Source organism: Nitrospinota bacterium, assembly GCA_009873635.1.
GTDB lineage: Bacteria > Nitrospinota > Nitrospinia > Nitrospinales > VA-1 > LS-NOB.
Genome location: WAHY01000007.1, coordinates 106,036 through 120,842, shown reverse-complemented (window position 1 = coordinate 120,842; position 14,807 = coordinate 106,036). Strand labels below are relative to the sequence as shown.

14 protein-coding genes are annotated in these 14,807 nt (G+C 41.7%); 4 read left to right on the top strand and 10 right to left on the bottom strand.

All coding sequences use genetic code 11. From position 1 onward, the window contains the following. The 4 genes from F3741_06435 to rpsF form a co-directional block, all read right to left on the bottom strand. A partial coding sequence (locus F3741_06435) for a DUF2232 domain-containing protein (protein ID MZG30433.1) occupies positions 1–580 on the bottom strand: 580 nt, incomplete at its 3' end. A 2-nt stretch (positions 581–582) separates the two neighbouring features. Beyond that, the gene (gene rpsR / locus F3741_06430; protein MZG30432.1) at positions 583–825 is read right to left on the bottom strand and encodes a 30S ribosomal protein S18; all 243 of its coding nucleotides are present in this window, start codon (positions 823–825) and stop codon (positions 583–585) included. A gap of 22 nt (positions 826–847) precedes the next feature. Continuing rightward, complete coding sequence (gene ssb / locus F3741_06425) at positions 848–1,240, bottom strand: single-stranded DNA-binding protein (GenBank protein ID MZG30431.1); 393 nt, start codon at positions 1,238–1,240, stop codon at positions 848–850. A gap of 26 nt (positions 1,241–1,266) precedes the next feature. Next, entirely contained in the window at positions 1,267–1,662 is a 396-nt protein-coding gene (gene rpsF, locus F3741_06420) for a 30S ribosomal protein S6 (GenBank protein ID MZG30430.1), read from the bottom strand. A 167-nt stretch (positions 1,663–1,829) separates the two neighbouring features. Between rpsF and F3741_06415 the strand changes: the two genes are divergently transcribed. Beyond that, positions 1,830–2,996: a VCBS repeat-containing protein gene (locus F3741_06415; GenBank protein ID MZG30429.1), complete on the top strand. Its 1,167-nt coding sequence runs from the start codon at positions 1,830–1,832 to the stop codon at positions 2,994–2,996. Between the two features lie 45 nt (positions 2,997–3,041). Here the strand turns inward: F3741_06415 and F3741_06410 are convergent, their stop codons facing one another. From F3741_06410 to F3741_06390, 5 genes are all read right to left on the bottom strand, one after another. After that, the gene (locus F3741_06410; GenBank protein ID MZG30428.1) at positions 3,042–5,228 is read right to left on the bottom strand and encodes a thioredoxin domain-containing protein; all 2,187 of its coding nucleotides are present in this window, start codon (positions 5,226–5,228) and stop codon (positions 3,042–3,044) included. Positions 5,229–5,332: 104 nt separating this feature from the next. Further along, positions 5,333–6,265, bottom strand: a complete 933-nt coding sequence (locus F3741_06405; GenBank protein MZG30427.1) for a VacJ family lipoprotein — start codon at positions 6,263–6,265, stop codon at positions 5,333–5,335. A 226-nt stretch (positions 6,266–6,491) separates the two neighbouring features. Further along, positions 6,492–7,220, bottom strand: coding sequence for a tetratricopeptide repeat protein (locus F3741_06400; GenBank protein ID MZG30426.1), 729 nt, complete (start codon positions 7,218–7,220; stop codon positions 6,492–6,494). A 76-nt stretch (positions 7,221–7,296) separates the two neighbouring features. Continuing rightward, positions 7,297–10,311: a tetratricopeptide repeat protein gene (locus tag F3741_06395; protein MZG30425.1), complete on the bottom strand. Its 3,015-nt coding sequence runs from the start codon at positions 10,309–10,311 to the stop codon at positions 7,297–7,299. Positions 10,312–10,436: 125 nt separating this feature from the next. Beyond that, positions 10,437–11,312: a formylglycine-generating enzyme family protein gene (locus tag F3741_06390; GenBank protein ID MZG30424.1), complete on the bottom strand. Its 876-nt coding sequence runs from the start codon at positions 11,310–11,312 to the stop codon at positions 10,437–10,439. A 159-nt stretch (positions 11,313–11,471) separates the two neighbouring features. On the opposite strand from F3741_06390, the gene F3741_06385 reads away from it, so the two are divergent. Then, positions 11,472–12,248 (top strand): hypothetical protein, encoded by a 777-nt coding sequence (locus F3741_06385; GenBank protein ID MZG30423.1) that lies wholly within the window; start codon positions 11,472–11,474, stop codon positions 12,246–12,248. A gap of 73 nt (positions 12,249–12,321) precedes the next feature. Here the strand turns inward: F3741_06385 and F3741_06380 are convergent, their stop codons facing one another. Next, complete coding sequence (locus tag F3741_06380) at positions 12,322–12,702, bottom strand: DUF2203 domain-containing protein (GenBank protein MZG30422.1); 381 nt, start codon at positions 12,700–12,702, stop codon at positions 12,322–12,324. A 483-nt stretch (positions 12,703–13,185) separates the two neighbouring features. On the opposite strand from F3741_06380, the gene F3741_06375 reads away from it, so the two are divergent. Beyond that, on the top strand, positions 13,186–13,647 hold the full coding sequence (locus F3741_06375) for a hypothetical protein (protein MZG30421.1): 462 nt from the start codon (positions 13,186–13,188) through the stop codon (positions 13,645–13,647). Positions 13,648–14,385: 738 nt separating this feature from the next. After that, positions 14,386–14,807: hypothetical protein (locus F3741_06370; GenBank protein MZG30420.1), on the top strand; the 422-nt coding region annotated here is incomplete at its 3' end.

The following is a 14,807-nucleotide window of genomic DNA, read 5'->3' as shown; positions in this document are numbered from 1 at the left end:
AAACAATTCTTATTAGAGCATAGTTTGCCGCGGCACCAACTAAAGATCCTATAAGTAAAAAGGCAGGATAAGCCGTGGCAAAGCCCTCTGCCGCCCGTTCAGCGAATTTCTTCATCTCCTCGACTTCCGCTTTATCTTCTCCCATAGAATTAAACGCTTCGATGGACTGGGAGAAGTGGGCACGCACCTGTTTTTCAAAAAATTCTCTTATCGATGTATCCTGGTCACCAAGTAAAGTAGCCAATAAAATCATTGATACAATACCTGACACCAATGCACTACCAACTATGCACCGGTCTCCAGGCAACTGGATTCGAATTGACTCTCCAAGAACCAGAGCCATCAAGGCATACTCAGCTAAAAACAACATTGCCTGACTAGATCCAACCAGTACGAGGAGTACAGCAAAAACCAATGCGACCAAGGCAATGCCAACTTGCCTGCCCCTCTGCAAATAAATAAAAACAAGAGGGAAAGGAGATAAAACACCAATCAATGCCCCTAATGGAGGAAAAACCAAAAGGGCAAATACCAGAATAACTACCAGTATTACAGGCAGATTTTTAGATGGTAACGGCAAGTCTAGTGCTCTACAGCATACGGCAACAAAGCAATGTTCCTAGCTCTTTTAATCGCTCGGGTCAAAATTCTCTGACACTTGGCACAATTCCCCGAAATCCGTGAAGGAACAATCTTACCTCTTTCGGAAATCAACGGTTTCAATGCTTTCACATCATAAAAGTCGATATAAACTTTGCTCTGGTCATCGTTGCAAAACCTGCAAATTTTTTGAGAAAATACAGAACTCTTTTTAGTTTCTGACATAACTACCTTCTTTTAGTGTTTATTAAAACGGAATATCGTCAGCAGCTGGGGCAGAAGTCGCATCAGGGCTCATGTTTACTTTCTCTCCCTGGCGAGTTAAAAACTGCACATTATTTGCTACCACTTCAAGTTTACTGCGCTTCTGGCCACCATCAGCTTCCCAAGTCTGGTAGTTCAGCCTGCCTTCAAGAAAAACCAGACTTCCCTTATTCAGATATTGTGCACAGTTTTCGCCTTGCTTAGCCCATACTGTGATATCAACAAAACAGACTTCATCCTTCCATTCTTCTCCCTGTTTGAACTTACGGTTGACCGCCAGACCAAAACTGGCAACTGCAGCACCACTCGCTGTGTAACGCAATTCCGGGTCTCGGGTCAGATTGCCCATAAGAAGTACTTTGTTAAACGAAGCCATATCTAGTCCTTTAATTACTCCACCGATTAAGAGTCTTCTTCACTCTCGACAGAAGCCTTGTCTGCATCTCCGGCCTCTTTCTCAACTTCAGTTTCTTTGCCAAGGGCTCTTTCCAGCTCATCATCAGTTAAACGAACAACCATAAACTTGATGATTAAATCATAAAGCTTATATTTATTTTCCAGCTCAATGACTTTGGCGGATTCAAGGGTGTGGTACAGGTTCAGGTATATCCCGAATCGGTTTTTCTTTACCCGGTAGGCGAGGCGTTTTTTTCCCCAGTTTTCAATTTTCAGACACGCTCCTCCGTTGCTCTTGATAAACTCGCCTATTTTTTCTAAGGCTTCAGCAACACGTGCTTCGTCAATATCGGGTTTAAGAATCAGGACACTCTGGTAAGATCTCAACAGATACCTCCTCATGGGTTAAAGTAGCTCCAGCCTAAATCTGGAGCGAGGGGTTAATTGATTGCATTCAACTAAACTATTATACTCACTATATTATAATGAATTTATGCAAAAGGCGAATTTTTGCATAGTCACTCAATAAAATCAAGGCATTTCCAGGTATTCGGAAGTCTCAAAACAAAATGCCCAACTATATAATAAACAAGCAAACTTTTTCTTATTTCCAATATATGACGTGGGTTGCCCTGTGTTGTGGAGTCTTTCTCCTGTCATCCTGTGATCTGCCACAGCGTCCTCCAGACTTATTTTACAAGTATGATGTTATAGAGGTCGGCCATGGTCCGGCCCACTTATTGACCACTGACCTGAATTTGGATGGAGAGCCGGACCTGGTATCTACTAACGCCAAAAACAACACACTCACACTACTGTATGGAAAAGGAGATGGCAGTTTCCGAACGGGCCGAACAATAAAGACAGGAGCCGAACCCACAATGTCGACTGTGGGTGATATCAACAAAGATGGCGTGCCCGACATTGCGGTGAATGCAAGAGGCCAGGAAATGTTTTTAGTCTTTCTTGGTAAGGGAAACGGCAAGTTCAGAAAACCTTTGAAGACTAAAACCGGTAAAGTTCCATTAAATATCATTCTGGGGGATTACAATAAAGATGGTTTTTTGGATGCCGCCGTTACCCTGACCTTTTCGAAAATGGAAGTATATTTTGGCACTGGAGACGGTCGCTTCAAAAAAGGAGAAACATACCTCACTGGTTCCCGATCTTTTTCTGGAGTGACAGAAGATTTTAATGAAGACGGGTTTCTGGATATTGCCCTGGCGACCAGCAGTTCAAGCGCAAGTTCAATCAGGTTATTTATGGGAAATGGGGATGGAACTTTTCAAAAAGCTAAACGGCTGGCAGATAAAATGGTGCCCCTGGCTGTAATATCCAGCGACATGAATGATGATGGCAAAAACGATTTGGTATTTGCCTCGGGCCAGGGAGACAATATCTATTTGCTCACTTCAAAGGGTGACGGTAGTTTCAAGGAACCCCTGGCCTTTTCCGGAGGGGGCGGCCCTTTCGCCCTGACCACTGGTCATTTTAATCCTGACAAATTAAAAGATGTAGCAGTTGCCAATTCCCGCTCAAGCAGTTTTTCAATGATCGTCCGCAATGCTGATGGATCCTTCAAGTTCCCCACCCGTGATTATGTGGTTGAAGGCGGCACTCCTTTAGCGATCACCAGCGGCGACTACAACCATAGCGGCATGCATGATATTGCCGTCTCCAGCAACGCTAAAAATATTATTGAAATTTATATACAAAGAAGAGTGTTTGCCAAATAACAAGCCCTGACGAACTGCGGGTAAAGCTTCTATCAGCTTAACGAGCTATTGCCCACCGCCTCCCTCGCCAGAGGGGGGTTTTTGGATTCCAATCTGTTGAAAGATATCACCCATCACGCCCATGAAGTTGGCTTGTTCCTGTTCCAGTATCTGGGCATTCTTTTTTTCTTCATCAAAAATATTCAAGCGAATTTCCTGCGGTCTTTCGAGCAGTTTATTAAGGGCAGTTGCTGTTTGCACAGGTGCATGGCAAGTATTGTTCTGGCAAAGATAAACGGTAGGCTCGCCTTGCTCTGCGTTCTTGTCTTGAGCCAATGGCAATAAAGCACCCGTTGATTCGTCTTTCTTCCAAATTACGACTTTATTTGGACGATAGTCGGTGTGCAAAATATGCAACATTTCATCAAATGATTGATGATCCCGGGGACCAGCAAAGACAACCTCGACGGGTGGAAGACTCAAGGCACTCGCAACCGATAACAAGCCTGTGTATCCGGCCGGACTTCTCTCCATCAAAGGCTTAAATGCCTTCAAGGTGCCTTCTGTTTTGCTTATATAAGCTTCTTCTCCTGTCAGGCGTCCCAGCCTTAATAATGCCTGAGCCGCTATTGCGTTGGCAGAAGGCAAGGCTTCATCAGCAGGGTTTTTCAGATTAACGATCAAACCTTCTCCCGATTTACCGGTGAGGAAAAACCCTCCCTCCTTTTCGTCCCAGAATTCGTCAATCATGGCCTCGGCAAGTTCCTTTGCCCGCTCGAGCCATCGGGTGTCGAATCCTGCCTCATAAATCGCTATCAAACCCTCCAGGAAAAAAGCATAATCATCCAGACAACCGCTAATTTTGCTCTGACCATCCTTGTAAATACGTAATAGTTTTCCAGACTGCCATTGCTTTGACCAGATAAAGTCTGCACAACGGATAGCTGAATCCAAATAACTCCGATCATCCAAAACACTAGATCCGCAGGCAAGAGCAGTAATCATCAAGCCATTCCAGGCAGTGATTATTTTTTCATCGGTCGCAGGCTTTGGTCTTTTTTCACGAGCATCAAAAAGCGTTTCTTTCCCTTTTCTTAAAATATGATCCGCTTCAAAAATTGGGACGTTTTCAGATACCGACAACTTTTCAACACTCTCTTTAACATGTAAAACATTTCGCCCATCAATGTGGCCACGTGGGACCAATCCATAAGCGCCTGCAAAAACCTTGGCATGTTTGGGTCCCAGCAAATTCATGACCTCCTTCAACTCCCAGGTATACCAGGTCCCCTCCTTACCTTCTGAATCAGCATCCTGACTGGCATAAAACGCGCCTTCATCAGATGTCATTTCACGCAAGAGCCAAGAGAAGGTTTCTATAACAGTGGTTTTATATATATCCTGCTTGGTAGCTTGAAACATATCGATAAAAAGTTTTGCCAACAGGCCATTGTCGTAAAGCATTTTTTCAAAGTGCGGTACCAGCCATTTACGATCTGTAGAATAACGGTGAAAACCCCCGCCCAACTGATCAAACAACCCACCCTCTGCCATAGCAGTCAAACTCTTATCAAGAATATTCAGTGTTTCACCTGTCTGGGCCCAATGTCTCAGCAAAAGTGTGTAGTGCATGGGTTCCGGGAACTTCATGCCTGAACCAAAACCTCCAAATTCCTCATCATATCTGTCATTCAGAATGCTTACAGCTTCTTGAATCAACTGGTCGTGAGACACTTCTCGGGCCACTCCTTTTCGTCCCTGCATCTTTTGCAGAATATTTTGCGTCCGGGTTTCAAGTTGATTTTTCTCACCCGCGAATAAATCATGGGCCTGTTGCAGAACCTGAGCGAACCCAGGGCGATTATATTTAGCAAAAGGAGGGAAATAGGTGCCTCCTAAATAAGGCTTTTGGTCTGGAGTGAGAAACATGCTGAGTGGCCATCCACCGTGGCCCGTCAATTCCACCAATGCTTTCATATAGACAGCGTCAACATCTGGTCTCTCTTCCCGGTCCACCTTAATATTGACAAACTTCTCATTCATGATTTTTGCGATTTCTTCATTTTCAAACGACTCGTGCGCCATTACATGGCACCAATGGCAGGCAGAATATCCTATGCTCAGGAAAATTGGTTTATTGTCTGATTTTGCCTTTTGCAAGGCTTCTTGTCCCCAAGGAAACCATTCAACAGGATTATTGACATGCTGAAGTAAATAGGGACTGGATTCGTTAATTAGATTATTGGGCACAATTAGGGAACCTTATTAAAATTTTATATTTGGAGATATATCAAAGAATACAAGAAAAACTTACAGGAAGAAACGGGAAAACAAGGGAAATAAGGAAGGGAAAATAACTACTCTTTTACCAACCCGTGTCGGTATTGGTGGTAAAAGTCACGAATACTTTCATATTCATCCAGGGCACTTTCTTCCAACTGTTTTTTATCATCCACAATGAATGAGACCGCGTTGATATTTTCTTCAAAAGTAAGACCTGCACTAACTTCAAAACCTGGTGCAAGGAAAAAGGTTGGACTCAAGAAACCATCCGCCGCCCTGCCCACAATATTACGCGCTGTAGATGGCCCAAAAAAGGGCAATACCACATAGGGACCCGTTGGAATACCATAGGAACCCAGAGCCTGATCGAAATCTTCGTTAACATCTTCGATATTATATTCTTCGCCTGCTACATCCGCAATTCCACCAATTCCAAAGGTCGTATTGATCAGAGTCCGCGCAAGAACTCGACCTGATTTTTCAAAATCTAACTGGAGGAGGCTACTGAAAAACTTGACCGGAAACATGGCATTGGAAAAAAGGTTTTTTATACCAATCCGCAGATTCTCATGCACAACATTCCTGTAGCCCCTGGCAACAGGCTCCAGCACATGGTCATAGAGGGATTCATTTACGCCAAACATCCAACGGTTATATCCCTCGAGGGGATCGGTTAAAATCGGCAGGTCCTTTGTATCTCCAGCAAAAGGATCTTCAAGGTCCTCATAGTCTTCCACATCCTGAGAGGATCTCACCGTTCCCTGAGCCGTTTCGATAGACGAAGAATCATCAAATGCGGATGTGTCTTCTGTGATACGAGGAACACTTTTTTCAAGCTTTATAGTTACTTCAGAAGTCTGAGCGATTAAATCGTCAGTAATATCACTGATAAAGTTTGGTGTTTTTGTATCAGACGTTGAAATTTCTGCCCAAGAGAAAGAAGAAAACAAAACAAATGAGAAGAAAACAGCAAAAATGATAATTTTTCTGAATCTTATAAATTTCATATTCTTAATATCTCGTGTGGCCTTGAATTTAGTAAATTTCAATTTAATTGTTTAACAACTTACAAACCACTTTAAAAGTCAAGTGTAGATTAAACGTCAGCCTAAAAAAATTCAAGCCGTATTTTCAGTTTTTGCAATTTTGACACAATTACATCTTTTTGTCGTAAAAATGCATTTACCGTGCCAAGTTCCGATTAGTCGGACGAAAACCTAAGAAATTTCATAATTAATGGGTAGGATCAGGAAAAACCTTCGACAATTGGTCAATTGAAGTCTGCGGAAGTGAAACATTGTCCGCACGGGCTTTGTGAATCATTTCCCAGGCAAGCTTATAGTTTTTCTGCTTATAAAGGACATCAATCAAAACCCCATAAGCCTGACTGTTAAATCTGTTTAGCGCTAAACTCTCTTCCAGTTTAGAAACAGCCTCATCCAGTTTTTCCAAAGCACTCAGGGATGCCCCCCAGTAAGCATAGGCGTTGCTGTGCTCCGGGTTGATTTCCAAAACTGTCCTGTAATGTCCTATAGCCTCCTGGAATTTTTTATCCATTGCCAAGGTAAGCCCCCAATACAGGTGGGCTTTTTCATCTGTAGGATCCTTTTTTGAGGCATGAATGAAACGCTCAATGGCTTCACCCCTCTTATTCAGTTTGACCAGGGAAATTCCCCACCAAGTATGGATTTCGGCATTATCCGGGTTTCTTTCCCCAGCCTTTCTAGCAACCTCGACGGCTTCCTGGTATTTGCCAAGCGCATTCAGTTCACGAACCAACTTGACGGGATCTATCTTGACGGTTTTCTCTTCGATTTTCTTTTGTATTTCAGCCGCAACCTTAGTTTCAGCCTCTGTTTGCACACGAGCTTCTTCCATTTTGTCTTTGGCGGCAAGTGTTATAAAGCCGACAATGACAACGATAATACAAAAGTACCACAGAGCTTTAATTTTTCCTGGCATTGGACCTTCAATTCAGGTTACTGGGAATTTTCCGGCAGGATTAATAGATACATATTCGATTATACCAGCTTTCTGGTCAAAGTTTATTTAATATTTTTTCCGCACCCGGCTTAAGATTTTCATAGCCCGGTCGCGATGAAACCAGTTTTAAAAATGTCTGCAAATGCTTTTTGGCTAACCCCGGATTCCAGGATTGATACTGGACTCCAAGGTAATAATGCGCCGGAGGAAAAGTCGGATCCCATTGCAAAGACTTTTTAAGTTCCGCAATGGCCTTTTGCGTTTCCTTTTTGAAAGCATAAGCCAGCCCAAGATATAAGCTGATTTCCTGATCTCCCCCGTACCAATTTAGAGATTCCTGCAAAACTTCAATAGCTTTATCAGGTTTTCCTGAAAACACATAAAGTCGGGCAAGCCCTATCGAACCAAAAACATAATACGGATTGATATCCAGGGTTTTCCGGAAAGAAGCCTCAGCCTTTTCCATCAACTGGAGTTCAAGAAAGATATTGGCCATGTTGTAATGAGTCATCACATGATCAGGGTCTAATTCCAATATCTTTCTATAGCTTTTCAAAGCCCCATTGATATCGCCAACATTAAATTCTCCCATGGCTTTATCTAAAAGTCTCTCTAAAGAAGCCTTATTTTTAATATCTTCAATCTGGCTTTCAGACCTCTCCAGTTTCACAAGACTTGGCATCACTTTTTCACGAACATCAGCATCAGAAAATTTTACAAAATCTGGAACCAACTTAATATAAGGTGTCAATTGCCTGACTAAAACCGCCCGTTCATCCTTATAAACATATTTGGGAGCATTAAACTCCAGCAAAGAATTATCATCGGTATGCAAGGGAGCCGAGGCACTGAACTCCAGCAACTTTTCCCGGGACATGATCATCAGGCTCAAAAGATCAGGAACATTGTCGATACCAATCCGGTGCAAATCACGTCCCACTAAATCATTTGACAAATATTGGCGGGCTTTTTCATAAGACAGGCTATATTCCTTTTCAGACCCTATCAGCAGATAATCATCTCCGGCTATAGACTCCCACATGCTCACAAAAGGAAACTCTTTACTAAACGACCTTATGATTGACTTAAAACTTTCTGGAGACATATTTGTGTGGACCCAGATACATGCCACCCCACCCGGATTCAAACGTTTCTTCAACAGTTCAAAAAAGTTGACGGTGAATAAAGCTCCAACTCCCGAAATCCATGGATTGGAAGGTTCTGAAACAATAACGTCATAAGTATCTTCTGTCAGCGCTATATGGTTACGCCCATCTTCAAGCTTCAGGGTCAATCGCTTGTCTTCCAATGCATGGTGATTAAAAGGATCAAAAAAGCGGGAGCCCTCAATGACAGCAGGGGAGATTTCTACAAGCTTAATTTTGTCAACCGGGAACTGCTCCACCGCACCTAAAGTGATCCCGCTACCCTGCCCAATCACCAGAGCAGATTTGGGATCGGAATGAAACAACATAGGCAGATAACCGGAGAGCAATTGCGTTCTCATATCCAAAGCCAATGAAGCATCAGTCTTTCCATTAACACGCAGGAATATATTTCCAGACACTGAAAGCTCTGTTGTGACCGTGGTGTGCATTCCTTCTTTAAAAAAGAGGATTTTATTTTTCTTTTGTTCCGCTTCTTTAAGATCCGCTATACGGTAGGGCATAAAAGAACCGCTGGAAATAACAGACTTGTCCCAGGGATCGATTGATTTTGCTGCCAGAATAGAAAACATCAACACCAAAGGCAGAAAATAAATCTTCAAGCTAAAGCTAATGTTTGAACCTAAAGCAAGAATTGCGATTCCGATCAGGATATTAAGAAGCACGCCACTTATCATTGTGGTCTGAAGTCCCAGCTCAGGTATCAAGATAAAACCCGCAACAAAAGAACCAACGATAGCTCCGATTGTATTGCTGGCATATGCCCTTCCCACGTTGTGTCCCAGGGTTTCCAGTTTCCGCACCATCAGCTTAATGACAAGTGGGAATTGAGTTCCCATAAAAAAAGTCGGCACAAAAATCAAGGCAAAAATAAGAATGAAGTTTGCCAGTTGAACAGACTCGAACTGCAATCCCCAGTTTTCATAAATCCAACGATTGGCAAAAGGGATGTGAGCAAAAAAGGGAATGATTGAAAGGGCAAAGATTCCGATCACTATTTGGGTAACCCCATACACTTTCATAACATCAGTGAATCTGGGCAGAAGGCGGGAAAACCCAGCCGTTCCCAAAGCCAGTCCAAATATGAAAACAGTCAATATCAGGCTGAAGGCATAGACAGAAGAACCCAATAAAAGTGATAAAATTCGGTTCCATGCAACCTGATAAACCAAAGCCACCATTCCCGAAAGCCCAAAACTCAAAAGGATTAACTTTTCCCTTTGATTCAGAGGCAATAAAACACTCTTTATTACAGAGAGCTCTTTATCTATTAAAGGAGGTTTGAAGAGTAGAAAAATTACGGCGGAGATCGCCATGTTCAGCATGGCCGCCATCCAGATGGTAGATTGGACCCCAAACAGCCTCATGAATATAAAGGCCGAACCCCAAGCTCCAAATACCGCGCCAAAAGTATTTATGGAGTATAAGGTTCCTACATCTGTTCCTATAAGTTTTTCATCTTGAGAAACAAATTTACTGAGAACGGGCAACGTCGCGCCCATGAACGTAGAGGGAATGATAAGAATCGCAACACAAATCAGAAAACGAGCTAAACTGGCCTGGGTATAAGAGTCTCCAAGATTGAGGTAAACCCATTTGAATATCGGGAATGCTTGATCAATAAGGGTGGGAATGAGCAGACAGTACAAACCAATTCCTGCTTCCAGATATGCATAGGCAGCAAGAGGATTGAATTTTCTGTCAATCACTTTACCACCAGCATAACTGCCTAGTGCCAACCCACCCATGAATGCTGTCAAGACTGTGGAAACTGAATAATGGGTGTTACCCATCACAAGAGTGAGCAAACGGGTCCACACAACTTCATAGATCAAGCCCGTTGCACCAGATACGAAAAAAAACAGGAAAACCCAGATTCGGGAAGGAAAACATCTATTGGCCAGCGGATTACTGGACTCATTGGTTGATTGCAATATCTTTATACTCCGCAGGTAACTTGCAAAGCTTGATCAGTCATCCAAAATCAATTCTGCCTGGCAAGTTATGTACATGGCTTTGCACAGAAGAGTTATTCAGGGTTTTTAGAGCGACCGCAACGAAAACCCAAAATACCATCCTTTCTACCAGGTGTAGCTGCGAAACGTTTAGAAGTACGGATGTCCACACTTCTCGCATCCCAAGACCCACCACGGAATACACGATTTTTTTTATTTTCAGGGCCAGTAGGATTCATCATCGGCGAATTTTTATAATAAAACTGGTCATAGAAATCATTGACCCATTCGGAAACATTGCCAGCCATATCGTAGACACCATAAACACTTCGGCCCATAGGATATTTTCCAACCGGTGACATATAGGCAAAACCATCACCTGTACCAGCGAAGTTGGCACGATCGGGAAGAACTTTATTGCCCCATGGATACTTTAATCCGTGAGTGCCACGCGCAGCTTTTTCCCACTCTGCTTCGGTCAGTAGTCTCTTGCCCGCCCAAGTGCAGTAATTGGTCGCATCCTGCCAGGAAACACCAACAACAGCATTGTTGGGAATCTTCATGACTTCACCGTCACCCTGAAAAAAAGGGACCGAAGGTTCTACATAGTTGGCCGCCTTGCGAAATTTGTTATAAGCTTCCACACTCACCTCATATTTATCAACATAATATGCATCTAGATATATTTCCTGCATGGGTTTCTCATCGAACCCACCTGAGTCTGATCCACGTGAGAATATACCTTCAGGAATCAACACCATCTCTCGCCCATCATCTCCAACAAGAGTTTCATAAATGCTGAAATCCCGATTATCTGCTACTTCCACATCATTGGCTTTTTTTGATATTTGTTGTACTCTCTCATCGTGGTCAATGGATTTTTTTATCTCCCAGACTATGACCAGCAAAAAAAGAATAGTGATTGCAAAACAAGCTATAATGGCAACCATTAAATTCTTATCACGCATAATTTTTAATCCCTGGTATATAAAACAAATAAGTTTTTCGAACAATTCTCAATTATAGTTTTTTAACACTCATTAAAGCAATGATATTTTCCTTATCTCTTTCAAAGCAATATAGTTAAGAGAGGTCTTGTTGTTAAAAGAATGAACTTACTGGAAGTTAAAGACGCGGCGCTTTCTTTTATGAAACCCGCAAAAGCAGAAGTATTAAAATGGTATCGAGGGCAGTTTTCCGTCGACCTGAAAGCAGACCAGAGCCCTGTCACTATCGCCGACCGAAAAGCCGAAGAGATTCTGCGCAAAAAAATTTCTAAACACTTCCCTGACCACGGAATAATTGGTGAAGAATTTGGCAACCATAATGAAGATGCCGAATGGGTCTGGACCATTGATCCGGTAGATGGCACACGGTCATTTGTAAGAGGACTTCCACTTTTCGCTTCCATGATAGCCCTTCTGCATCAGGGGGAACCCGTGCTGGGCATCATCGAACTACCAGCCCTCGGAGAAACTGCGTGGGCCGTAAAAGGAAAAGGTGCCTATGGCAATGGCAAACGCCTGAAGGTTTCGTCCCACTCCAACCTTAAGGGAGCTTTCATCGCAGTTGCGGACCACTATTGCTTTCGTAGCGAAAAGTGCACCTTTCTTTATAACAGCCTGAACCAGAAAGCGGGAATTGTGAGAACCTACCCGGATGCATTCGGTCATTTAATGGCTGTGCGAGGTGTCGTAGATGTGATGGTGGACCCCCTGGCAAAAATATGGGACTACGCACCCTGTAAAATACTAGTTCAGGAAGCAGGAGGCCGATTCGCGAATTTCTCTGGAAATAAAGCAAGTATTAAAGAGGGTACCGCAGTGGCAGGAAACTCAAAAATAGTTCAACAGGTAAGAAAAATTTTCGCAGAGCACAAAAAATGAACAAGTGTTGCCTTTAAGAGGAGATACTTTTTTCACTATCTTGAGCCATTTATCTCTGGGGCAGATAAAGCAGCTAAATAGGCTGACGTCCAGCAAAACCAGCGTCCATACTGTGCCAGTAGCGAATCTCTTTTTCCGGCATTCTCCAGCACAGGTAAACCTCCCTTCCCTCTCTGATAGATGGAAAATCTATCAATCCTTCACGTATCCCTTTTATCTCACATCCGATCGATTCAATTTCCTGGATCAAACGGTTATATTTCAAAACTACATTCAGGTATTCAGCGCCTTCTAAACTTCCTCCATTCCACTTGGCCTTTTCCCGAGCGTTGTGAACATCGGGGAAATCACGGTTCATAGAGTTCGACAATTTTTGGATTTCCGGGACCCAACCTAATAGTTGGGGAACAATGGCATTTGCCTCTTCCAAAGTAAAAAGCTTTTTTGTTGTCATTGAGTATTATTTTTTAAAGTTAAATATTCATCATAAAAGTTTTTTCATTATACGAATTTCAAATCATTAATCCAACTTCGCGTAATATAAAAAAACACTTACCTATCTAAAGCAATCAATTGGAAAAATAACAAATGGTATTTTACTTCAACCTAGACACTGAATAACAGCGGGGAGAATTTAAACCCTATTTAATTCAATTATTTAATTAACTTTCATCCTCTCACTCAGAATTCTTTCTTCAGCAATTTGATGGTGTTTCCAAGAAGTACCGATTTTTTATTGACAAACGTCAAATAAGGTTATAAATTCTGACATCTATATAGGATATAATCCTATAATATATATAGGTTATATTTTATATATTATAGGATTATATGAATCTAATTCATCGATTAACGCTAAGAAGTATGAGGCCGCTTAATATTTTAATGTAGTGTAGTTTAATCGTTTTATTTCCAAACAACAGTTGGGGAGGAGATTATGAAAAAGACAATCTTATTTGTAGCATTAAGCGCATTTGTAGCCTTCATGTCCATGGGTTCCATTGTTTCAGCCGATGATGTGATACCAGGATCATATGGACAGCACGATTCCAGCGTGATGGGTGTTGGACAAACCATGATGCAAATGGGCGCAGCAAACAGGGCATTGACCAACGCGGTCAACCTCGCGTCTGGCGCAGGCAGATCAAGAGCTAATAGCAATACAGGCGCATCTGGTGGTAACTTTCAATTTGGTTCTTCACAATCTGAGCAGTCGTGGAAACAATGGAAATCTGTTGAAGATGCTGGTGTAGTTGTAGGACTGGTACCTGGCGACTGCCGTGGCGACAACTCTGACGACTCATACCGCAAGCAGATGAACCAGAATCGCAATGGTTACATGGAAGAAAAGCTGGTCTCTCAATCTGATTGCGAGGGCTATCATCCCACAATCAAGTAGTTTGCTAAAAAAAGCAACTTTTAGTTGAAGATTCTAAAGCCGGTAAGGGAACACCTTACCGGCTTTTTTATTGCTTATTCATTTTTACTCACCAACACAATGCCTTACCCTTAAACTCAATAAATATAAAGCTTTATAATAAATCAAAATCTACACTACTAATTTTCTTATGCCTATCTCAATCAACTTATCTATCCACATATAGTTACTAAATAAAGTCCCAGCCCAACGATAATTACCAAGAGATTTGACTATATTTAAAGTAGTAATTCCACCTATTTTATTTAATGAAATAATATGGGATATTTCTTTAAAATAAAATTCTTTAATCTTATAAAAAAACAACCTTTTATCTTATAAAATGCAAAGTAGTTAATTATTAGAAGCAGGGTATTTTTATTTAATCAACAATCACACAGGCAAAGAAAATATGTGAATTTATATTGATAATTAACATTAAACACCAAAATAATATTAAGCATTAAAATTATTTATAAGAATTTCACCTATATTAAAATAAGATTAATTCTTATTTTTTTTCATCCATAATTTACTCTCAACCTTGTATTTTTCCCAAATATATTTACACGAATAATAAATAAAATAAGATTATTCTTATTAAATAATAGGATATATTCTTAATTAAAAAAAGGGTTTTTGCTTATTTTATAAAAAATATCAAATCGCTAATATTAGTGAGTTTCGATTTCTAATATCACCCTAGTAGGGGAGGGAAGTATGAAAAAGGCAATTGTTTTGGTAGCAGTAAGTGTATTTGTTGGATTCATGGGAATGGGTTCAATTGTTTCAGCCGATGATGTAATTCCAGGTCAGTATGTACAAAATGATCCCAGTGTTATGGGCGTAGGGCAAACCATGATGCAAATGGGAGCCAAAGACAGAGCTTTGACCAACGCAGTTAACCTGGCTTCTGGAGCTGGAAGATCACGAAGCAGCGTTGGAGCTATTAACGGTGATTACCAGTTCGGCTCTTCACAATCTGAGCAGTCATGGAAATCATGGAAATCTGTTGAAGATGCAGGTGTTGTTGTTGGCTTGGTACCTGGCGACTGCCGTGGTGACAACTCTGACGACTCTTACCGCAAGCAGATGAACCAGAACCGAGATGGTTACATGAAAGAAAATCTGGTTTCTCAAGC